We start from the raw sequence: 20,987 nt of genomic DNA, 5'->3' as shown, positions 1-20,987 counted from the left end.
TAACATAGATTATCTGATTTTGACATGTAGCGGGGTACATTCTATTTCCAAGTGCGACATGCCAATAAAAACAAAGGCTTCGCCTTGGAGATTTTTGGATGTCGCTCTGCTATTCGCAGCTCACCCTTTCCGACCGCCGACGTTTGCATCAGCTCGTGGAACGCAAGGTTCCTGTCGGCGACATCGCCCGCCAACTCGGTCGGCATCGATCGACGATCTATCGTGAACTGAAGCGCAATACCTTTCATGATGCCGAGTTTCCGGAATACAGCGGCTACTACGGCGGCATCGCCAACGACATCTCCAAGGAGCGTCGGCGACGGCTGCGCAAGCTCAGCCGCCACCCGCAATTACGCGAACTGGTCATTGAGCAGCTGAAGGCACTTTGGTCGCCGGAGCAGATCGCCGGCCGCCTGCTTGCCGACGGTGTGAGCGCCCTGCGTGTCTGCACGGAAACGATCTACCGCTTCATTTATGGCAAGGAAGATTATCCGCTGCAGCTCTATCAGCATCTGCCGGAAGGCCGCCGCAAGCGCCGCCCGCGCCGCTCCCGCAAACCCCGCGACGGCTCGATCCCGTTGGACTGCAGGATCAGCCAACGCCCTGATTTCATTGCCGATCGCTCGCGGTTCGGCCACTGGGAGGGCGATCTCCTGATCTTCCGGCGCGACCTCGGTGAAGCCAATGTCACCTCGCTGGTCGAGCGCAAGAGCCGCTACACGGTGATGATCAAGAATGGCAGCCGCCACTCTCGGCCGCTTATCGACAAGATCGTCGATGCCTTCTCACCGCTGCCCGCCTTTGCCCGGCAGAGCTTCACCTTCGACCGCGGTACCGAGTTTCGCGGTTTCAAGGCTCTGGAAGATGGGCTCGGCGCCAGGAGCTGGTTCTGCGATCCAAATTCACCGTGGCAGAAAGGCGCAGTCGAGAACACCAACAAGCGCATCCGCCGCTTTGTGCCAAGCGATACGGACCTATCCGCCGTCAGCCAGCAACAGCTGGTCGCCCTTGCCCATCACATGAACTCGCTGCCCAGGAAGTGCCTCGGTTATCGAACACCGGCGGAGGTCTTCATGGCGCATTTGCGCGAAAGTAGCTGATGCCCTACCCTTCACACGGCATTGTTGCACTTGGATTAGATTCTCCACGGCATTTTAGAGATGCGACATATGAGCCAGTTAGAGATGCGACGGTCGTCGCCTCTTGGGATGCTGGTCAAACGTCAACGTTTGGAAGGAAGACTGGCGACGTGAAGCGTGGTTGAGACCATGAGCGTTCGGAGTCGTCATGTCTTGTTTGATCACCATGTCGCAGAAGGAATTGCATCGTCTTGAACTGATCCAGCGGGTTCGCGGCCGCAGCCTGACCGTCGTCGAGGCGGCCGCGTTGCTTCGTCTTAGCCGCAGTCAGGTGCACCGGCTGTTGCAGGCCTATGACCTGGCCGGCGCCGACGGACTGGTCTCGAAGAAGCGCGGCCGTCCGAGCAACCGGCGTTACAGTGAGGATTTTCGCAACCTGGTGCTCGACCTGGTGCGTGAGCATTACGTGGATTTCGGACCAACGTTGGCGGCCGAGAAGCTGCTCGAACGCCATCGGATAGCGGTCAGCAAGGAGACGCTGCGTCAGTGGATGATCGAGGCTGGCATTTGGGTATCGAGACGCGAGCGCAAGAAGCGGGTCTTCCAGCCGCGCGGCCGGCGCGAATGTTTCGGCGAACTGGTCCAGATCGATGGCTCGCATCATTGGTGGTTGTCTAATCGCAGTCCATCCGTCAAGCTGGTTTGAGCATTCAGCGACCCTTTCCGGCTTGCGGGACAGGCAAACCGGCTGAACTGATTGGCTGGATCCGCCTCACCGGCCGTGTCCTCCGGAGCTATCCAGTGCTGGGAGCAGGGTTGTCTCCGCGGTCGACAAGTGTCGCCGCACAATGGTTTTCGCAGGTGGGATCTTCCTGATGTTCGAGGCGCAGTCTCAACGAGCTGCAGCCACCAGAAGCGGAATGATCCTGCCCACGTCCGCAGCAGGGACGCTCAGCACCCAAAGTTACATGGCGCGCTGAGGGAGGAAGGCTGAGCGTCTCCTATATGGTCGCGCCAGCCGATGCGTTGAACACTTCTCCCGTCTTGAGCATGCTGTGCATGATGACCGCGAGTTTCCGGGCGACGGCCACGGCGGCCCGTTTGAAGCCAAGTCGCTCGCGCAGCTTAAGTCCCCAACGCTTGAGACTGCTCTCCGTCCTGGCACTGGTTCTCGTCAGAAGCACTGTCGCTGCTTCATAAAGCAGCCCACGTAAACGATTGTCACCCCTTCGCGAGATATGGCCGTCATAGTCGACCTCGCCTGACTGATAACGCCGGGTTGTCAGCCCAAGCCAGGCGCCCACCGAGCGCGACGTTCGAAAGTTTTCTGGATTTTCAATTGCCGTAACGTAGGACACCGCTGTGACCGCGCCGATTCCCGGAATCGTCATCAATAGTTTCGTGGCTTCGCTCCGACGGGCCACTATAAGCAACTGGCGACCAAGATCGGCTGCGCGCTTGCGGATATCGTGCCACGCCTCCAAAAGAGGCAAGATAATCTTCGCAAGCTCGTTGTTACCATCTAAGAGCTTCCGTACATCGCCATCAAACACCCGACCCTTCCCTTTCGGGATGATCAGACCGAAGGTCTTCATCAGGCCGCGGATTTGATTGCCAAGTTGCGTTGAGATGTACAGGAGTTGTTCGCGGGCAGCCACCAATGTGCGGGTCATCATAGCGCCAAACGACTTGACGCGAACCGCTTTGTAAAAGCCTGCTTCAGCGAGTTGAGCTAAACCATCGGCATCGTTGGCATCGGTTTTGTTGAGCGTTTCGTTCAATACCTTTTGCGCGTGCCGCGCTTCAATGCAGACCGCCGGCAACCCCTCGCTCGTCAGCGCGTGATAGAACCACGTCGACAGCGGTCCCGTTTCGAATACGACGCGCTGCACGCGCGGAGCTTTTTTGCGAATCATCTGCGCGAGAAGATTGGGATCCGAAGGACATTTCCCCCGCCAGATCCGTTTCCCGTCCTCCCGGATCGAAATTGCGGTATCTTTCAATGAAACATCAAGGCCAATATATTGGTTCAAGGTTGCCTCCATCCGATGTTTGGGCCCGGTTCCAATCGAGAGCCCGTTTTTCCATCCTATCGGGGGCAACCACCCTCACCAGCCCAAAAACCAGAGACGGTCGCGCCGCGATTACTCCATGTTCGAGAACCGCGGTCCCAAATGCGCCCTGCTCGTCTATATCGACGATGCCACCGGCAAGCTCTTGCACTTACGCTTTGCGACTTCAGAGAACACCTTCGACTATCTGCACGCGACGAAGGCCTACTTGCAGCAATGGGGCAAGCCGATCGCCTTCTACAGCGACAAGCATGGCATCTTCCGCACCACCCATGCTTCCAAGAAGGACAGGACCAGTGGCCTGACGCAGTTCGGGCGGGCCCTTTATGAGCTCAACATCGACATCATCTGCGCCAACACCCCGCAGGCCAAGGGCCGCGTCGAGCGCGCCAACCAGACGCTGCAGGATCGCCTCGTCAAGGAACTGCGGCTGCGCGGCATCGACACGATCGCGGCGGCCAATGCCTACGCGCCGGAGTTCATGGCCGACTTCAATCGTCGCTTTGGCAAGGCGCCGCGCAATCCGAAGGACATGCATCGGCCGTTTGCCGCGCATGAGAACCTCGATGGCGCCATGTGCCGCAAGGAGATCCGCAAGCTGTCGCAGTCGCTGACGCTGCGCTATGACAAGGTGATGTTCCTCCTTGATCCGACGGATTTCGCCACGGCGCTCGCCGGCCAGAAGCTCATTGTCTGCGATTATCCCGACGGCCGCCTCGAGATCACCCATGAGGGGACGTCCCTGCCCTATAGAACCTTCGACACGCTGCGCTCGGTGCACCGCTGCGAGGTGGTCGAGAACAAGCGCCTTGATGACATGCTGGCGGTGGTGGCCGAGATGCAGGCCGGACGAGAGCAACAGCGCAGCAAGGGCGGGCCGCGCCGCACCGGCCAGACGGACCATATGTTCGGCATTCGCGACGGCAGTCAGAGCAATGGCTACCAAAAGCGCGGCACAAAGCCTGGCCGCAAGACGGATTTTACCAAGGATCCGGTGGTCATCGCCAAGCGCCAGCAAGCCCTTGCGCAGCTGAAAGCGGCGGAGTGATCGGGGTGTCAAGTCTAAAGGTTTATCTTGCAGCTGGAGCCATCCGCCGCCGTCCGGGCTGCGCAACCCTGACCAGCTCCACCCGGCCGGCGGCTTGCGTCTACGTACTTTGTAAATATAGCAACTTGCAAACGCAGTAGTAAAGGATAGGATGATGTCGCATTTCTAAGTTGACTACGTTGTCTCATCTTTAAATAGCTGTGACATGACATGTAGCCGCAAAGTTAAAGTGTCCTGTTTCTGCAAAGTAAGAATGTCACTCTCCCCGCGTTTTAATGACGTGGGAGATTGCGGATGGGATTGATTGCGATGAGCGAACGCGATCTGCAGCGGATCGAGGTTTTGTCGAAGGTGACCGACGGCCGCATGACGCTGGTGTCGGCGGCGCATGTCCTGGGCTTGAGCACGCGTCAGGTGCGCCGGCTGTTGGAGCGGATCCGGACGGAGGGTGCGGCATCGATCCGGCACAGGGCGATCGGTCGCCCGTCGAACAACCGGATCAGCGACGGCGTGCGCGACTATGCCGTGGCGATCGTGCGCGAGCGCTATGCGGATTTCGGTCCGACGCTGGCGGCCGAGAAGCTTGCGGAGCTTGATGGCCTGACGGTGTCGCGCGAGACCTTGCGCAAATGGATGTCGGCGGCCGGCCTGTGGCTGTCGCGCCAGCAGCGCCGGACGTTTCATCAACCGCGCTTGCGGCGCGAGGCCTATGGCGAATTGGTGCAGATCGATGGATCCGAGCATCGCTGGTTCGAAGATCGCGGTGATCCGTGCTCGCTGCTGGTCTTTGTCGATGATGCGACCGGCAAGTTGATGCAGTTGCGGTTCGTGCGCTCGGAAAGCGCATTTACGTATTTCGAGGCGCTGGCGCTCTATCTGACGGCGCATGGTGCTCCGGTCGCCTTCTATTCCGACAAGCATTCGGTGTTCCGGGTGGCGAAGAAGGACGCCAAGGGCGGCCAGGGCATGACCCAGTTCGGGCGTGCACTTTCAGAGCTAAACATCGAGATTCTTTGCGCGAATTCGAGTCAGGCGAAGGGCCGCGTCGAGCGGATGAACCGGACGCTGCAGGATCGGCTGGTGAAGGAATTGAGACTGGCGGGTATCGACGACATGGAGGCGGGCAATGCGTTTCTGCCGGGCTTCATGGAGCACTACAATGCGCGGTTTTCGGTCGCCCCTGCGCGGTCCGATGACCTTCACCGGCCGATAAATCTGGCGCCGGATCGGCTCAAAGAGATCCTGTGCAAGCGCGAGCAGCGCTATGTCGGATCGCAGCTGACGTTTTCGTTCGAGCGCCAGCGGATCATGCTTGAGGAGACCGAGGTGACGCGCGGTTTGGCTGGTCGCTATGTCGAGACCTATGCCTATGCCGATGGCCACCTTGATGTGCGCTGGAAAGGGCATTCCCTGCCCTACCGGGTGTTCGACAAGGACCAGCGGGTGACGCATGCGGCGATCACCGAGAACAAGCGGCTTTCCGATGTGCTGGCCTACATCAAGGAACGTCAGGAGCAGCAGACGAAGCCGGCCGTGAAGACCAACAGCGAGAGGATCGGTTACAAACCGCGTGGCCGCAAGCCGGGACGTCGGACTGATTTCATGAACGTTCCCACTGTCATCGCCCGACGGCAGCAGGCGCTTTCTAAACTTGATGCGGCGGAATGATCGGCGGATCTGGCTGTCAAAGCTAAAGCCGATGGGTGCCCCTCACCCGCCCCGATCTCACCTTGCAACCCGGCCCAGCCGGTCAGATCGGGGCTGGTCGGCGTGCCGTGTGGCAGCCTGACGTGACATTTTGACTTTGCGCGACGGCGGACATTTCAACCTGGCCGCCACATGACATGTCATGTCATGTCGTGTAGCCAACAGTTGGCCCAGCTAGAGATGCGACAGTCCCGCCTCTCGACGCGCTGGCCAACGTCAACGTTGGGAGCAAGCATGGCGACCTTCGCTTGGTTGAGACCATGAGCGGTCGGAGCCGTTATGTCCTGTTTGATCACTATGTAGACGACTGCCGCGTTGTCCTTACCCTTGACGAACCAAGATGGTTCGCCAATATTAACCGTGAACCAATGAGGTTAAGATAATGACCGCTGCTTTCACTGTGCGCGTGCAAGACGAAATTGCTGAAAAGCTTGACAGGATAGCCGCGCTTTCTGATCGCTCTCGTGCCAATTTAGCCGCCCAGGCTATTGAGGACTATGTCGCAAGAGAGGAATGGCAGTTGGCCGAGATCCAAGCTGGGATAGATGAGGCCGATCGCGGCGAGTTTGCCAGCGCGAACGAATTGGCCAGTGTGGTGGCAAAGTACGTAAAGGCCGCTCGCCAAGCATGAGCAGCCACGCATTACGCTGGACTCGCAGAGCTGTCCGAAGGCTCGACCAAATCGGTAGCTATATCGCGAAGGACGATCCCGAGGCTGCCGCCCGCGTCGTCGCACGCATCGTTTCGGCCGTAGACAGTCTAGCGAAGCAGCCGGCCATGGGACGTGTCGGACGTATTAAGGGTACCCGCGAGTACGTCTTTGCGGATATTCCCTATATTGTCGCCTACCGGGTGAGGCCCGACGTCGTCGAAATCTTGACCGTTCTTCATGGGGCTCAGCGATGGCCACTTAAGTTGGACTAAGCGGCCGTCGCGATCACCCTCCTGCTTCGATCAGTTGCCGTGTAAACGTCAAGGTTTGGAAGGAAGACTGGCGACGGAAGCGTGGTTGAGACCATGAGCGTTCGGAGTCGTCATGTTTTGTTTGATCACCATGTCGCAGAAAGAATTGCAACGTCTTGAACTGATCGAGCGGATTCGCGGCCGCAGCCTGACCGTCCCAGGTTCACCAGGATCGATGATCTAACTTTCGATGCCATGGACTGGGACGTCTGCTTTCTGATAGGAACCGGATTCGCCCCCAAAGCTGTGGAGGCCCGTCATTCGCGGCCATGCCGTCACCGGCGATATCATCGCGCCAATCCGCAAATTCAGCGATACTAAGGGGCCCGCCACCCACGAGGATGCTGCTGCAGTCGGCGAAGCGCTCGTCAACATCCGAAGCTACTTCATGCCAAAGCGCGCAAAGCAGAAGTTCTGAAACAACGGACGGCTCCTCGTCCGTCAACAGACTAAAGCCGTGGGCAGCTCGTCGCGCTCACAGAAGATTGGCTACAAACTGCGGGGCCGCAAGCCGGGCAAGCGGACGGATTTCATGAACGATCCCGCGGTCATCGCTCGGCGGCGGCAGGCGCGTTCACCAGGTTCGTTCAGCGAACAGCCCATATTTGCTTCATATTGATAAAGATTGAGAAAGGTTGCGCCAGAGCAGCCGTTCGACTTTAGTTACATGACTCATGCATGACATGCATACGGCACGATTTCTGGTGGCTGTGAAGCGTGTGTTGATGTCACTACGTCGGTAAACATCAATAGACACAGAGAACCGCTGGAAGGAGCCCTTCGGTCTGTAAATATTCGGATGTTTCTATCAGCGGAAAGAAAAGCAGAAGCAGGCATGCTTCTCTGAACGTCCGCCGGACGGCCTTCGGCGAAATTACTTCCTGGCGAGCCCCAAGGTATAGGATCGGATTTGGCCAGAATAGCGGAGTTCGCTTTTCATAAGACTGATAGGCTGGCCCAAACCTGCCCCGCAAGAAGCACTCCTCCCGTCGAGCGGTCTTGAAGAGTAAGATGTAAGTCGTCACACCGAACAGCGAGGCGGCGACAAGAGACCCGAACATCAAGCCGACTCCGGCCGCACCGATTGTAGAGAAGAGATAAAGCGGATTCCTGGTGATCGAGTAAGGACCGCTTACCACCAGTTCCACATTCTTGCGGCCGCCGATATAGAGAATGCTCCAAAGTCGTCCAATAATACACAGCAGCACAAGCCCGAAACCAATGAGTTCGATCAACTCGTGGACCGCTGATGCTTCGTTCCACGCGGGCCGGGTCACCAGCAGGCCAGCGATGCCCAGAACAACGCACAAGCGAATAATTCGAAGGCGCGGCCTTTGATCAATCGGCGGGTGCCTGCCGGAAGAAGAGAGTTCCATCGCCACTCCAGATACGACATCCGCCTGCATTGCCCGGGCAGAGTCAGGGATGATATCGAGGTGGCAGAGGTAAATCTCTTCTGAACGCCCGGCTCACGCGCCGGCTGCCTCCACTCCCGCCGTATTCGGTCCAGCCGAAGTCCTGCGAATTCCTGATCCATAGTGCAGATACAGGGACGGCAGAACGAACAGATTGAGGAGGGTCGATGTGACGAGTCCTCCGATGATCACCACTGCCATTGGATGTTCGATTTCGTTCCCCGGTACCTGCCCAAGATAAACCAGCGGAATGATCGCCAGCCCGGTTGTCAGGACAGTCATCAGGATCGGCGAAAGCCGTTCAGAGGCCCCGCGCAGAACGAGCCCTGGTCCGAAACTCTCTCCTTCGTACTGCTCGAGATGCTGAAAATGGTCCACGAGCAGAACGCCATTGCGTGCAGCGATGCCGAGTACCGTCAAAAATCCGACAAGCGACCCAAGCGAGATGACGCCGTCGCCGGCGTATGCTGCCAGCAAACCACCGACGAGGGCAGCCGGCAGTAGGAGATATGCGAGCAGCGCAAGCCGCCAGCTTGCGAAAGAGGCTTGCAGAAGGAAGAATATTCCTGTCGCCGCACCGACCGAGAAAAGCATCATGTTCCTCTCGGCAGCTTCCCGTTCTGCGTATTCCCCGACGAGCTCCGGATGATACTCCGGAGGGAATTCCACCCGCGCTAGCCGCTCTTTCACATCTGACACGACTGAGCCAAGGTCACGTCCCTTCACATTCGCAGAGACGTCTATGCGTCGTGAGACCCTTTCGTGCTTGATTACGTTCGGCGTCGGGGCGACTTTCACCTCCGCGATATCAGCCAGCCGCACGTGGCCGCCAGTCGGTGTGTCGATCAAGAGATCTCGGATGCTGCCGACATCGTGCCGTGCCTCCGGAATTCCCCACACCACAACGTCGTAAAGGTTCGGTCCGCGATAAATATCGCTCACCTCGATGCCAGCCAGAATGGTCGCGGCCGCCCGGCGGACATCTCCCGGCTTTATCCCGTATGATTTCGCGGCGGCGAGATCGAGCTGTATCGTAATATGGGGGATATCCTCCTGCAGTTCCGTGTGCAAGGCAACAAGGCCGGCAACATCGCCGAGAGCTTTCTTGACATCTGCTGCCTTCGCACGCAGCACGTTCAGTTCGGGTCCGTAGATGCGGACAACGAGCGCCTCGCTCGCGCCGGTCAGAACCTCGCGGATTCGCTCTTTCAAATATGTTTGTACGTCACGGTACAGACCGGGATAACCGTCGACCACCTCTTGAATGGCTGCGAGTGTCTTGTCGTAGTCAGCTTCAGGCGCAACGCTGACCCAATTCTCCGTGAAATTGATGCCGACGACTTCATCCGATGCCACGGCGCGGCCGACATGCGCCCCGAAGTTGCGGACGCCGGGAATGTTCCGCAGTTCGGCACTGGCCTTGATGGTGATCCGGTTCATCTCCGGATAGGACGTGCCTGGCTTCGTCACCCAGTGCATCAGGAAATCGCGTTCTTTGAAATCAGGGAGGAGCGCGTTACCGAGAAGGGGCAGAACCGCGAAGCCGATGGCCGTAACTGTCCCGGTGATAACGAAGACCGCGCGCGGGGCGCGTATGATTGAGGAGAGGAGCCTACTGTAGCCCCCTTGTAGCGTACGCAAGAATGCGGGGGGGGTCTCGTCCAATGGAGCCCGCGCATACAATATCAGGCTTAGAGCAGGCGTAACGGTAAGCGCGACCAGCATCGAGGCAAAAAGGGCCAGCGTATAGGCTAAAGCCAGGGGCTTGAAGAAAGCCCCCGACAGGCCATCGAGAAAGAAGACCGGCAACACTGCGAGAATGATGATCAGCGTCGCGTAGACGATGGCCCGACGGATCTCCAGCGATGCTTCGAGTACGACGGTCGCGATCGGCTTCGGATTTCGGAGGCGACGATTTTCGCGCAAACGTCTTACAATGTTCTCTACGTCGATGATGGCGTCGTCGACAACCGCTCCCAGGGCGATCGCGAAACCCGCGAGTATCATTGTGTTGATTGTTGCCCCCATGACGTCGAGAACAAGGCCCGCGGCCACCAATGACAGCGGAATTGCAACGAGACTGATCACGGCTGCTCGCCATTGGTAGAGAAATGCGACGAGGACCAGAACGACGAGAATGCTGCCGACAATCAGAGCCTTCGTAAGATTGTCGAGAGACATCTCTATAAATGTTGCCGGACGGAAAATCGTGGGATCAATTGCGATCCCTGGCAGGCCGGGCCCGAGAAGTTCTAGTGCCTGATCAACTCCCTCGGTGACGTCCAGGGTGTTCGCCCAAGGAAATTTTTCAACGATCAGCAGAAGGCCCGGGCCGTCATTGACGATGCCGTCGCCGATCATCGGGGGATGGCCTTGCACCACGTCGGCTATGTCGCCAAGACGCAAAGACGAATCGGCGACAGCAGGAAACGCCACGCGAGACAGATTCTCCGGGGACACCACCGGCAAAACATGTCGCACGTTCAGCCGCTGGTCGCCGGCGTCGATCAGTCCACCGGTCTGTGTCTTCGATTGCCGCTTGTGCGGGAGCAAACCGACATCGAGCGCATCCCCCGTTGTCTCCAACACCTGGTCGAGCGTAATGCCAAAGGCTCTTAGCCGCTCCGGGTCCACTTGCACTTGCAATTGGCGTTTCCGCACGCCCCAGGCTGCCACATTCGCGACACCTGGCACCCTCATCAGCCTCGGACGGATCGTCCAGCGGTAGACTTCCGAGAGATCGACGAGGGACATCTCGCTTGACGAGAGGCCGATCTTCATGACCCGGCTTGTTGCCGACAAGGGCTGAATGATGAAAGGCGGTCGCGCCACGTTGGGGAGCAAGGGTTTTGCGGCTGCGAGTCTCTCCTGCACCAACTGCCGCGCTGAAAACAGGTCGGTCCCGCGCTTGAAGATGAGAACCACGGATGACAATCCGGGAACCGACTTCGAGCGCATGGTCTCCAACCCGGGCGTGCCCGCAAAGGACAGTTCCAGTGGGAGTGTGACCAGGGATTCTACCTCCTCGGCTGAAAGTCCGAGCGCCTCGGTCTGAATCTCCACGAGAGGCGGCGCGAATTCGGGAAACACGTCCGTTCGCATCCCCCTAAGCTGGCCCACCCCAAAGAAGACCAGCATGGCAGCGGCAAAAACCAGGAAAAAGCGGATTTTGAGACTTCCTTCAATGATCCAGCGCATCATCGCTTGGCCCCCCGGCTAATGGCCGACCCCGAACTCGATGCCGTACAACATGGACGCTCCGGTCGTTACTACCTCAGTACCCACTGGAGGTCCCTCGGACAGGAAGGCGAGATCCTTGCTGACGTAATCCACTAGAATGGGATGCCGCATGAATTTCAGCGGCTCCGGCGTAGTATAGACCCATGCCTGGCCGTGTTCGTCGAAGAAGACCGCGCTGAACGGGATGGCTTCTCTAGACACCGCCATATACGGCAATTCGATCAGAACACGCGTCTGAGGAAGCAAGGCCATGCCCGCATCATCCACGACATAGTAAAGCGATCCGCCACCCTCGCTGGTACTGTCGGGGCTTGACGGGAATACGAAGCGTGCCGGTAAGGGGCGGAACCCGCTACCCTTGACCAGGGGCATGACGAGTGCAAGTTGGTCCTGCGCTACCTTAGGGGCATCGCTGATCGGCAGTACGCGCAACCAGGCCATTCCGACATAGGTGGCGGGCACGTCTCGAGCAGCGGGCGAGAGGCCGGCCGCCGGTTGCGACACTCTCGCCGCAACACCGATCTTCTCCAGGTCGCTTGCATTCATCACAATCGCAGCGACCTGCCGTTTCCGTACGGCCAACATCTGGCGAACTGCAACGGTCTCAATCCCCAGTCGCTCGACAGCACTTCGTTTCAAGGTAACACGATTGAACTTTGATCCTGGTACCGGTTCGACATGGGCAGGCTCGTCCTTTCCAAGGGAACCAGCTGCCACTTGGCCGCCAAGAAACGGCAGGACCGCAACGATGAGCGCAAAGCTAATCCAATGACTACTCTGCAGCATGTTGGATACTCCCCTCCGCTCGGACTTCCGGCTCGATCACTGCTTCGGGCCTCGGCCGGAAGAGCAAAGTCGAGTAAAAGGCAGGTAGAGCGAACAGGACGACGATGGTCGACGTCACAAGACCACCGGCTATCGCCGCAGCCATAGGATGAATGATTTCCAGGCCCGGCGCCGGACCCCAGATAAGAAGGGGAAGAAGTGCAAGTGTTGTGACGGTGGCGGTGGTCACGACGTGCGCACCGTGGGATCCAGCGACCTTCAGAATGATGTCCGGCCAGAGGGGCCAGTGCTCCCTCTCCTCGATGCGCTGAAAGCGATGGACGAGAACGATTGCGCTGCGCGTCGTGATGACGAGCACCGCGAACAGGCCAGCCAGAGATCCGATCGTGACGGCGCCGCCACCAACCAGCATTGCCAGAGCGCTGCCCGTCAATGAGACCGGGAGAAGGAGATAGACCAGCGCGGCAAGGCGCCAGCTTCCGAGCGAAGCCTGCAGAAGAAGGAAAATTCCTACTGCCGCGGCAATGCCGAAGCTGGCGTGCCAGACGATGGCAGTCTGCTGCTCAGCGTCTTCTCCAATCACTTCAGGATGATACTCGAGCGGGAACGCAATGCCTTGCAGCGTCTTCCCGACATCGGCCAGCACCGCGCTGGGATCGCGGTCGCCTATACCCGCAACCACATCAACGTGCCGCGAGGCGCCGCCCCGGTTGATGACCGCGGGGTTCGAGGTGAGACGGACGTCGGCGACATCGCCCAGGCGAGCCTTTTGTCCACTTGGACTGTCGATCAATATTTCACTGATCTGGGTCGGGTCACGCCGCATCTCGGGCGCACCCCAGACCACTACTTCGAAGATCTTCTGCCCTTCGTAGAGGCTGCCGACCTCGATACCGCCCATCAGTGTGGCCGCCGCTCGGCGAACGTCCCCCGGCTTCAGACCGTAACGTTCTGCCGCAGCGAGATTGGCTTCGATTTCGATGCTTGGTTCGTGTTCACGAGTACGGATTTGTGGGGTTACGACGCCGGGCACATCAGAAAGGGCTTGCCGGACCTCCTCTGCCACGTTCTGCAGAACGTCCCAGGCGGGGCCGTAGATCTGGACGACCACAGCTTCGCCGCGTTCATCCGTCAATTCCCGAACCCGTCGGGTCGCGAACGACATCGGCTCGCTACGGATCCCCGGATATTTTTCCAATGCCCGCATGACGGCGGCGAGCGTGTCGTCATAGTCGGCATCAGGTGTGATACTCACCCATAGTTCGCCGGAATTGATCCCCGCGACGGTGTCCGACTGTATCGCGCGCCCCATTATTGCACCGACTGAACGAACACCAGCTATACTCCTCACCTCTTTGGACGCCTCGCGCAGTATCTGGCTCATTTTCGGGTGGGATGTTTCGTGCGGCATGGTCCAGCTGACCGAGAGGTCCCGATCCTTGAATGCAGGAAGCAGAGAGGAGTGAAGGAAGGGAAGCGTAAGCAGGCCCAGGAGCACAAGCAACCCGACAGCCGTAGCCGCTCCCCATGGCGAGGCGACAGCTTTCGACAAAAGCCTTTCATAAGGTCCGAGGATTCCAGGGAACGCCGGCTCGCGCGCTTGTTGCGATCCCGTCGACATAAGCAGGCTCAGTGCCGGAGTGACGGTTTGGGCTACGATCATCGATGCCAGCAGCGCTACCAGGATCGCCAGGAAGAGTGGCTGAAGCAATCCGCCCGCGGTATCCCGGAAGAGGAAAGGTAGGATGGCTAGCGTCGCGATTGCCGTGGCGTGCAGGAGTGGTCGCCTGACTTCGAGCGCGGCCGCGAAGATCTTGGTCGTAGCCGGCTCCGCATCGCGCTCCTCGCTAAGCCTGCGCTTGATATTGCCGGCGTCGGCGACCGCATCGTCCACGACCGGGGCGAGAGCGGCCCCGAGCCCCGCCAGGATCAGCGCGTTGATCGTTACTCCGGCCAAGACGAAACTTATCCAGGCGACAAGCAGTGAGAGCGGAATCGCGACGAGTGCTATGATCGCCGCGCGCCAATTCCTAAGCAGCAGGGTGAAACCCAGGATTGCCAAAAAGCCGCCGGCGATGACAGCTCGGGAGAGATTGGCGATAGACGTCTGGATAAATGTAGCCGGCCGGAAGACGTCGGAGGTGATCTCCACCCCCGCCAAGCCAGGCTTCAAGGCTTCGAGCGCCTTTTCAATGCCATCCGTCACCCGCTGCGTGTTCGCCCCGGGCAGCTTTTCGACCATCAACAAAATGCCCGGCGCGTCGTTGACGATGCCGTCGCCGATCATCGGTTGGTGCCCCTCGACCACGGTTGAAACGTCGCTCAGGAGCAATGTGGAGCCATCGGCGACTGGAAATGATATGCGGCCAAGTTGCTCGGAAGAGGAAATCGGAAGAACGTGCCGGATGTCGTAGCGCTGGCTGGGAGTATCGATGAAGCCGCCATTTCCGGGGGTGGAAGCACGCAGGAAGGTCAGCGGCGAAACCCACAACGCATCACCGGCCGCCTTTATGATATCATCCAACCGAACACCTTTTTCCCTGAGCTTACCCGGATCGACCTGAACCTGTAGCTGGCGCTCTCGCTGCCCCCAGATGGAAACATTCGCGACGCCCGGCACGCTCATCAGGCGGGGTTTGATCTTCCAGCGCGCCAGAATTGAGAGCTCGATCAGAGATTGGCTCCCCGAAGACAGGCCGACCTGCATGGTCCGGTTCAGTGACGACACGGGTTGCAGCATGGTGGGAGGTTTCGAGACCTTCGGAAGCGCGCTCGCCTGCAGAAGGCGCTCCTGCACCATCTGGCGTGCATTCATCATGTCGGTGCCAGGGTTGAAGACGAGCACCACCGAGGAAAGGCCGGTGATCGAATTGGAGTTCATTGACTCAAGCCATGGAATGCCGGTCAGTATTTCTTCCAAGGGGTTCGTGATGAGTGCTTCGACCTCGGCGGCCGCCAGGCCGAGTGCTTCGGTTTGTACCTCGACTTCCAGCGGTCCGAACTCAGGGAGGAGATCGACGGATTTGGACCGAAGTTGCGATATCCCCGAGAACACGAAAAAGGCCGCGCAAAGAAGAACCAGATAGCGAAACTGCAGGCTCAGGCCGATGATCTTGCTCAACATGGCGTATCTCCGGGGCAAAGCTACTCACGAGCCTTTACTCGTGAGTATGTCTCGCGATCATACGACAATGGGGCGGTAGCCGGCTGGGTGGCCAATCTCGAAGCTCACTTGCTGGCCCTTGAGGTTTGCTCCCACTAGCGGGATATCGCGATGCTCCAACTATTCATGTGCCGGTCTTTAGGCAGACAAAGCTCATGCCCGTCGGGCTATCCCGGCATCCATTAGTGCTGAAATCTTCTGCTTTCATCTCAAACTCCTTGTGGCTGCACAAAGGCCGCCGAAGTTTTACGACTGTATATCGACTTGCTGCGGACGTTACGCGCGTTACAATCCGCATATGCTACTGCTGCAAAACGTTTTATCTCTAAGAGCGAATATGAGATGGCGGATTTACAAGTTTACCATGCAATCGCGAGCAAAACTCGAAGCTGCTCAGACAAGGGCGCCGCTATGTTTATGTTGGCCAATTTGGCGCAAACCTTTGGCACTGGGAGCGTAATGACGGCCAGAAAAATGCCAGTATTCAAGGTTTTCTCTGAAAATGGATTTTATATTACATAAGATTTTTTTAAAATAACCAAAAGTAGCTAGACGGCTCTTAATACCAACGCTCATTGATCAGAACCCATGGAGCCACTGCCTGCGACCGATGGACATGATCTTCCAGGGTCGGTCCTGCAGTGTTCGCCATGCGTCACAGCAGTGGTCGACGATGTCCTCGTAGGATTTGAAGACGCGGTTTGAGAGCCAGTTTTCGCACATGAACTGCCAAATATTCTCGACGGGATTGAGTTCGGGCGACTTCGGCCGCACGGCCAGAATGGTGATGTTCTCGGGAACCATCAGTTTGTTGGACATATGCCATCCTGCCTGGTCCATGATCAGGATGGCGTGCGCACCGCCGGCGACGTTTCGCGATATCTCGATCAGATGCTGGTTCATGGCATGAGTGTCGCACCAAGATGCCTCGGCCGAGCCGAGAGTTTACGGTAGCCCATCGAGCGCGCTTCGCGGCCCAAGGTCCGCTCGCTCACCGAGACACGGAATTCCTCCCAAAGCAATCGGGACAGATCGCACAGATGCCAGCGCACGACGCCATCGAGATAGGGTGTGGGGTCGCGCTCGATGGCTTGCGCCAAGGGCCGCGCGTTGATCATCGTTCAACAGCGACGGCTTGCCTGGAGCCTTGCCGTTGATCAAACCGTCGGGACCGCGCGCGTTGAACCGCACCACCCAGTCACGCACGATCTGCACAGTGACGCTGCCGGGCCGAGCAGCATCGCACGACAGCCACCATCATAAATCGATGCAAGCGCCAACAAACGCCGCGCCTGGCTGGCATCTTTTGTCTGCCGGGCCAGTAGTCGCAGCCGGTTCCCATCAAAGTCCGATCGCAACGAAATCGCCGAACCCATCGCAAACCTCCTGATTGCGCCGTCGATTCAGATTCGTCGGTTTTTGGGAATCCCGAGAGTCGGGATTATTGAGGCTTGGTATACGACATGAATACAGGCGCACCGCAGAGGATGCAGCCTCTCTCCGATCTGTCCTCGCAACCCACCTCAGCGGCTCAGATCGGGTCCGTGTGCCATGCAGTGCATAGCCTGAGGCGAGATTCTGCTTTGCGCCGAGGACATTTCCACTCCCGCGACAGTATTCGGGCGTCAGATGGTTCGGCCGATATCTGGCAGCTTGCAATGCCATTTCTTTACCCGCAATGCCGGGTGCTGCTCGGACCATGCAGCGATGTACATGACGGACCGGAACATGCATTGCGTCACTGAGCCCGTGTCTTCGAGCCGCAGAATCTCCTCTTGACACCTTTCGGGGGCCGACAGCAGGCAGACGGTCAGTACAAGCGTAACCGCTTCCATGATGGTGACAAATCTCCTGACATCCCCGACGTTGAGAATTTACGCATATGCTAAGGGAAGATTCAATGGACATCTCGATTCGCTTCATATCGCTTCAACAGCACCACTGCTATTTCCTTGAAACTAACCTCGGTTTAAGGACGAAGACATGCAGCAGAGTTTACCGCAGAAATGAACGCAATCGTCCGAGTACAAGATCCGGCTGTTCGAGCTGGGGCAAATGGCCGATGCCCGGAAGTGCTTCGAAAGAGGCGTGCGGGATCAGCGCGTGAAGCGCTCTGCCCCTGTCGATCGGGATCCAGGGGTCCTCCTCGCCCCAGATTATCTGCACCGGACAGCGAATCTCGGCGAATGATGGTTCGACCTCGGCGGTATACCTCTCGTCGGCCTGTGCGAACTGGCGGTAGAAGCTCGCCCGCCCCTCCTCGGATATCCAGGGTTTGACGAGCATCTCGACGTCGGCGGAATCGATGTCGTTGATGATCGCCCCTTTGATGTAGGCCTCGACGACGGCTCTGTGGATATGGGGCGGCAGCCCCATGAAGGCATCCACGTGGCGTCCGACGTGAGCGAAGAACTCCGAGCCCCAGGGGCGCATCGCGACGACATTCATCAGAACATACCGCTCGAAATTGCAGCCATGCAGCAGATGGGCGCGCAGGGTCGTCGCTCCGCCCATGTCATGGGCAATGACTCTCGGGCGATCGAGGCCCCAGTGAGCCAGCATCTCGGCGAATATCCTCCCTTGCACGTCAAGGGAGGTGCGCTGCTCCGCGTCCTTGTCGGATCGTCCGTATCCGGGCATGTCATACCAATGGACGCAAAATCGCTCGGAAAGCTCCGGAATGATCCGGTGCCATGAGAAGGAGGACCATGGCCACCCATGAGCTAGCACGAGCGGAGGTCCGTTTCCGGCGCGGCCTGCCGCCACTGTGCCTGCAGATGTTTGCACGGTCTCATCGAGATTCCACGGCATCCAACATTCTCCCTCTGTCCACATGAGTTCGTGGCGGCCGTGGCCCTGCCGACCGCGGGTCGCGTTTTCGTTGAACTCTCGAGCGCAATCCTGTCACGTCGCCAGGGGGCGCTCAATGTTGCGATCGAAGTGATGCTGCTGTTTTAAGGTCTTCGATGAAGTGCTCGCGTTCACGTCGTGCCGTGTCGCGTTCGCGAATGCGCAACAGATAGGAGGGGTGAATCGTCACCACGACATCGAATTCCTGTCCGGCGTGGAACGCCCTGCCGCGGTCTCGTATGACTTTAACCGAGCTGCCAAGCAGCGTTCTTGCTGCTGTTGCGCCAAGCGCGACAATGACTTCCGGCTGGATTTTCTCGATTTCCGCCCCGAGCCACCAGGCGCAGCTCTGGATCTCGCCGGCATTCGGCTTCGAGTGAATTCGGCGCTTGCCTCGCTGCTCGTACTTGAAATGCTTGACCGCGTTGGTGACGTAGCACTCCGTCCGTTCGATGCCGGCCTCTTCCAGGCACCGGGCGAGCAGATTGCCCGCCGGCCCGACGAAAGGCCGGCCCTCGATGTCCTCGCGGTCGCCCGGCTGTTCGCCGACCAGAATAAGCCTGGCGTCGCGAGGTCCTTCACCGAAGACGAGCTGCTTGGCGTACTTGTAGAGATCGCAGCGCCGGCAGCCCTCGGCCTGCCGGCCGATGGCGTCGAGCGACGCGCCGTGTGCATGGTCGCCGACAAGAGCTGGGCCAAGCTTCATTTTCCTGCTCCGCTCGTGTCCAGCCTCCTCACCGCTCGCCTGCCTTCTCCGCCACCGCAACGAGAATTCCGGGAGCCATGAGCACCGGCGTCTCGGCCGGACGGCCGATAGTCCAGATGACGTCCCCCTCAACACCGGGAAAAGCCTGCTGCTCCTTTGAGACATTGGCTCTCAATTGAAGCGTCGCCCGGCTGAAATGCCAGTCGATTGCGATCAGCCCTTCGGGTGACGGGTGAACGACGACCCGTTTCGGCGGAGCGAGGATCGGAACGATGTGGCGCATCCTGAGGGCTATGAGCTTGCTGAGCTTGCTGCGTTCGCGCTCCCCTTCCCCGCTCCCGGCCCGGGTCCAGTTCAATTTGGAAGCCGCGAAGGTCCGCGGGTCCAAGGCGTCGGGGATGTGCTTCGCGTCTTCCGGGTTCCCGCCAAAACGCACCGCTTCTTCCGGTCGGTTTCTCCGGATCGCATCGGCGATCTCGCCTTCATAGTCGGCAAAAAAATGAAAGGGCCGGGTTTCGCCGTAGTCATCTCCCATAAACAACAGTGGGATTTGTGGCGAGAGTATAAGGAGGGACATCAGCACGTCGAGAAGGTCCGGCGGGACCAGCGTTCGCAACCGCTCGCCGAGCGCCCTGTTCCCGATTTGATCGTGGTTCTGCAGAAATGCGACCCGGGACAACGGCGTGGTTTGCCCGACGTTTCGATTTCCGCCAACCGAACGCGACCAAAAGCCCGTGGCGAGAATTTCTTTCAGGATCGTCCGAGGGGCGTGCTCGTAAGGCTGGTAGTGGCCGCTGGTCTCCCCGGTCGCAATGACGTGGGCCGCGTGATGGAAGTCGTCGTTCCAGCTCGCCGAAAAGCGCAAAGGCTCTCCATCGCCCGAATAGGCAACAAGCTCCGGCCGCCGCTCGTCGTCCTCGACCGTTGGATGAATGTGACGATCGGGTATGGCCCGGCGCACCGTTCGGGCGAGCTCCTGAAGAAACGAGGGCTCCTGCGTGTCCTTGATTTGATCTACCGCGTCGAGGCGCAGACCGTCGAAACGGAAGTCCTGAAGCCAATAGAGGGCATTTTCGATGAAATACCGCCTTACGGCGGGCTGGTCGAATTCGATCGCCACACCCCAGGGGGTCTCTCGTCTGCTGTTGAAGAAGCGTGATGCATAGCGCGCCAGCGCATTGCCTGCCGGGCCGAAGTGGTTGTAGACGACATCCAGAATGGCCATCATTCCATGTCCATGGGCCGCGTCGATCAGGGCCTTCAGATCGTCGGGCGTGCCATAGGCATTGTGTGGTGCGAAATGAAGCACGCCGTCATAGCCCCACCCGCGGCGGCCGGGAAACTGGGCCACGGGCATGATTTCCAGTGCCGTGATGCCCACGCGCGCCAAATCTCCAATGCGCGCGCTGGCGGCCCGGAACGTTCCTTCCTCGGTGAAGGTGCCGACATGCAGCTCGTAAATGACGGCTTCGTTCCAGGGGCGCCCGCCCCATTCGCGATATTTCCAGCGATATCGATCCTGATCGACCAGTACTGACGGCCCCTCGACTCCATGGGCCTGAGCCTGGGACGCAGGATCGCTTACTCGCGTTCCGTCAGAAAGGGCGAATTGGTACAGGCTGCCGGCATCGGCTGCCGCCACTGCCGAGAACCAGCCGTCCTGCTCCGCGACCATATCGGTCGTCCGATCGCCGACGACGACAGCCATGCGTCCCTGATCCGGTGCCCAGATGCGGAATTCGGCCTTGCCGGGCTCGATAAGCCTCGACCCCCATGTTCTTGCTTCGCGTGTCAGCATTTTTCGATGGCCCATGCGAGCTTAGAACCCGGCCGCTGGCGCAAAGTTCCCGACAACCGTTGCGCATGCGCGGCCGCAGGAACAAACTTGCTTCGCAGCGCGTTGGCACGCTGCCGTATTCTCGGCCACCGATCGTGCTCGACTGAAAGCCAAAGGGTGA

Annotated in this window: 13 protein-coding genes and 4 pseudogenes; 7 read left to right on the top strand and 10 right to left on the bottom strand. The window is 59.0% G+C overall.

Annotated features, from left to right (window positions below; translation table 11 throughout):
- Nucleotides 1–98: 98 nt before the first annotated feature.
- Both AC4P1R_RS18775 and AC4P1R_RS18770 read left to right on the top strand, forming a co-directional pair.
- Nucleotides 99–1,100: an IS30 family transposase gene (locus AC4P1R_RS18775; protein ID WP_069456380.1), complete on the top strand. Its 1,002-nt coding sequence runs from the start codon at nucleotides 99–101 to the stop codon at nucleotides 1,098–1,100.
- A 187-nt stretch (nucleotides 1,101–1,287) separates the two neighbouring features.
- Nucleotides 1,288–1,782, top strand: a pseudogene (locus AC4P1R_RS18770) (helix-turn-helix domain-containing protein); the annotation flags it as partial.
- A gap of 298 nt (nucleotides 1,783–2,080) precedes the next feature.
- Here AC4P1R_RS18770 and AC4P1R_RS18765 read toward each other — a convergent pair.
- Nucleotides 2,081–3,112: an IS110 family RNA-guided transposase gene (locus tag AC4P1R_RS18765; protein WP_069457495.1), complete on the bottom strand. Its 1,032-nt coding sequence runs from the start codon at nucleotides 3,110–3,112 to the stop codon at nucleotides 2,081–2,083.
- A 121-nt stretch (nucleotides 3,113–3,233) separates the two neighbouring features.
- Here AC4P1R_RS18765 and AC4P1R_RS18760 point away from each other — a divergent pair.
- The 5 genes and pseudogenes from AC4P1R_RS18760 to AC4P1R_RS18740 all read left to right on the top strand — a co-directional run.
- A pseudogene (locus tag AC4P1R_RS18760) lies at nucleotides 3,234–4,199 on the top strand (ISNCY family transposase); the annotation flags it as partial.
- Nucleotides 4,200–4,493: 294 nt separating this feature from the next.
- Nucleotides 4,494–5,867, top strand: a complete 1,374-nt coding sequence (locus AC4P1R_RS18755; RefSeq protein WP_492178479.1) for an ISNCY family transposase — start codon at nucleotides 4,494–4,496, stop codon at nucleotides 5,865–5,867.
- A 421-nt stretch (nucleotides 5,868–6,288) separates the two neighbouring features.
- Nucleotides 6,289–6,537 carry a CopG family ribbon-helix-helix protein gene (locus AC4P1R_RS18750; protein ID WP_069456529.1) on the top strand — a complete coding sequence of 83 codons (249 nt, stop codon included), beginning with the start codon at nucleotides 6,289–6,291 and terminating at the stop codon, nucleotides 6,535–6,537.
- Entirely contained in the window at nucleotides 6,534–6,830 is a 297-nt protein-coding gene (locus AC4P1R_RS18745; RefSeq protein WP_069456530.1) for a type II toxin-antitoxin system RelE/ParE family toxin, read from the top strand. Before AC4P1R_RS18750 ends, AC4P1R_RS18745 begins: the two co-directional genes overlap by 4 nt.
- Nucleotides 6,831–7,010: 180 nt before the next feature.
- Nucleotides 7,011–7,287, top strand: a pseudogene (locus tag AC4P1R_RS18740) (UPF0149 family protein); the annotation flags it as partial.
- A 328-nt stretch (nucleotides 7,288–7,615) separates the two neighbouring features.
- Here AC4P1R_RS18740 and AC4P1R_RS18735 read toward each other — a convergent pair.
- The 9 genes and pseudogenes from AC4P1R_RS18735 to treZ all read right to left on the bottom strand — a co-directional run bounded on the left by AC4P1R_RS18735 (nucleotide 7,616) and on the right by treZ (nucleotide 20,827).
- A complete protein-coding gene (locus AC4P1R_RS18735; protein WP_069456531.1) occupies nucleotides 7,616–8,245 on the bottom strand; it encodes a methyltransferase family protein in 630 nt (209 codons plus the stop codon).
- Between the two features lie 93 nt (nucleotides 8,246–8,338).
- Nucleotides 8,339–11,485: an efflux RND transporter permease subunit gene (locus AC4P1R_RS18730; protein WP_069456532.1), complete on the bottom strand. Its 3,147-nt coding sequence runs from the start codon at nucleotides 11,483–11,485 to the stop codon at nucleotides 8,339–8,341.
- Nucleotides 11,486–11,500: 15 nt separating this feature from the next.
- Nucleotides 11,501–12,310, bottom strand: a complete 810-nt coding sequence (locus AC4P1R_RS18725; protein ID WP_069456533.1) for an efflux RND transporter periplasmic adaptor subunit — start codon at nucleotides 12,308–12,310, stop codon at nucleotides 11,501–11,503.
- The gene (locus AC4P1R_RS18720; protein ID WP_069456534.1) at nucleotides 12,297–15,434 is read right to left on the bottom strand and encodes an efflux RND transporter permease subunit; all 3,138 of its coding nucleotides are present in this window, start codon (nucleotides 15,432–15,434) and stop codon (nucleotides 12,297–12,299) included. Before AC4P1R_RS18720 ends, AC4P1R_RS18725 begins: the two co-directional genes overlap by 14 nt.
- A 618-nt stretch (nucleotides 15,435–16,052) precedes the next feature.
- Nucleotides 16,053–16,849, bottom strand: a pseudogene (locus tag AC4P1R_RS18715) (helix-turn-helix domain-containing protein).
- A 249-nt stretch (nucleotides 16,850–17,098) separates the two neighbouring features.
- Nucleotides 17,099–17,308, bottom strand: coding sequence for a hypothetical protein (locus AC4P1R_RS18710; RefSeq protein ID WP_069456536.1), 210 nt, complete (start codon nucleotides 17,306–17,308; stop codon nucleotides 17,099–17,101).
- 160 nt (nucleotides 17,309–17,468) lie between these two features.
- Nucleotides 17,469–18,284: an alpha/beta fold hydrolase gene (locus AC4P1R_RS18705; RefSeq protein WP_069456537.1), complete on the bottom strand. Its 816-nt coding sequence runs from the start codon at nucleotides 18,282–18,284 to the stop codon at nucleotides 17,469–17,471.
- A 112-nt stretch (nucleotides 18,285–18,396) separates the two neighbouring features.
- Nucleotides 18,397–19,029 carry a UdgX family uracil-DNA binding protein gene (locus AC4P1R_RS18700; RefSeq protein WP_069456538.1) on the bottom strand — a complete coding sequence of 211 codons (633 nt, stop codon included), beginning with the start codon at nucleotides 19,027–19,029 and terminating at the stop codon, nucleotides 18,397–18,399.
- A gap of 28 nt (nucleotides 19,030–19,057) precedes the next feature.
- A complete protein-coding gene (gene treZ / locus AC4P1R_RS18695) occupies nucleotides 19,058–20,827 on the bottom strand; it encodes a malto-oligosyltrehalose trehalohydrolase (RefSeq protein WP_069456539.1) in 1,770 nt (589 codons plus the stop codon).
- Nucleotides 20,828–20,987 lie beyond the last annotated feature (160 nt).

The sequence above is a fragment of the Sinorhizobium sp. Y406 genome, from assembly GCF_058732025.1.
Note: the sequence above shows the minus strand (reverse complement) of the source record. Positions and strands in the feature narration are given on the sequence as shown.

Excerpts from the sequence above, each read along its gene's own strand:
- AC4P1R_RS18710 (WP_069456536.1), bottom strand. The coding sequence starts at position 17,308 with ATGGAAGCGGTTACGCTTGTACTGACCGTCTGCCTGCTGTCGGCCCCC.
- AC4P1R_RS18745 (WP_069456530.1), top strand. The coding sequence starts at position 6,534 with ATGAGCAGCCACGCATTACGCTGGACTCGCAGAGCTGTCCGAAGGCTC.
- AC4P1R_RS18730 (WP_069456532.1), bottom strand. The coding sequence starts at position 11,485 with ATGATGCGCTGGATCATTGAAGGAAGTCTCAAAATCCGCTTTTTCCTG.
- AC4P1R_RS18775 (WP_069456380.1), top strand. The coding sequence starts at position 99 with ATGTCGCTCTGCTATTCGCAGCTCACCCTTTCCGACCGCCGACGTTTG.
- AC4P1R_RS18750 (WP_069456529.1), top strand. The coding sequence starts at position 6,289 with ATGACCGCTGCTTTCACTGTGCGCGTGCAAGACGAAATTGCTGAAAAG.
- AC4P1R_RS18735 (WP_069456531.1), bottom strand. The coding sequence starts at position 8,245 with ATGGAACTCTCTTCTTCCGGCAGGCACCCGCCGATTGATCAAAGGCCG.
- AC4P1R_RS18720 (WP_069456534.1), bottom strand. The coding sequence starts at position 15,434 with ATGTTGAGCAAGATCATCGGCCTGAGCCTGCAGTTTCGCTATCTGGTT.
- AC4P1R_RS18700 (WP_069456538.1), bottom strand. The coding sequence starts at position 19,029 with ATGAAGCTTGGCCCAGCTCTTGTCGGCGACCATGCACACGGCGCGTCG.
- AC4P1R_RS18725 (WP_069456533.1), bottom strand. The coding sequence starts at position 12,310 with ATGCTGCAGAGTAGTCATTGGATTAGCTTTGCGCTCATCGTTGCGGTC.
- treZ (WP_069456539.1), bottom strand. The coding sequence starts at position 20,827 with ATGCTGACACGCGAAGCAAGAACATGGGGGTCGAGGCTTATCGAGCCC.
- AC4P1R_RS18705 (WP_069456537.1), bottom strand. The coding sequence starts at position 18,284 with ATGCCGTGGAATCTCGATGAGACCGTGCAAACATCTGCAGGCACAGTG.
- AC4P1R_RS18755 (WP_492178479.1), top strand. The coding sequence starts at position 4,494 with ATGGGATTGATTGCGATGAGCGAACGCGATCTGCAGCGGATCGAGGTT.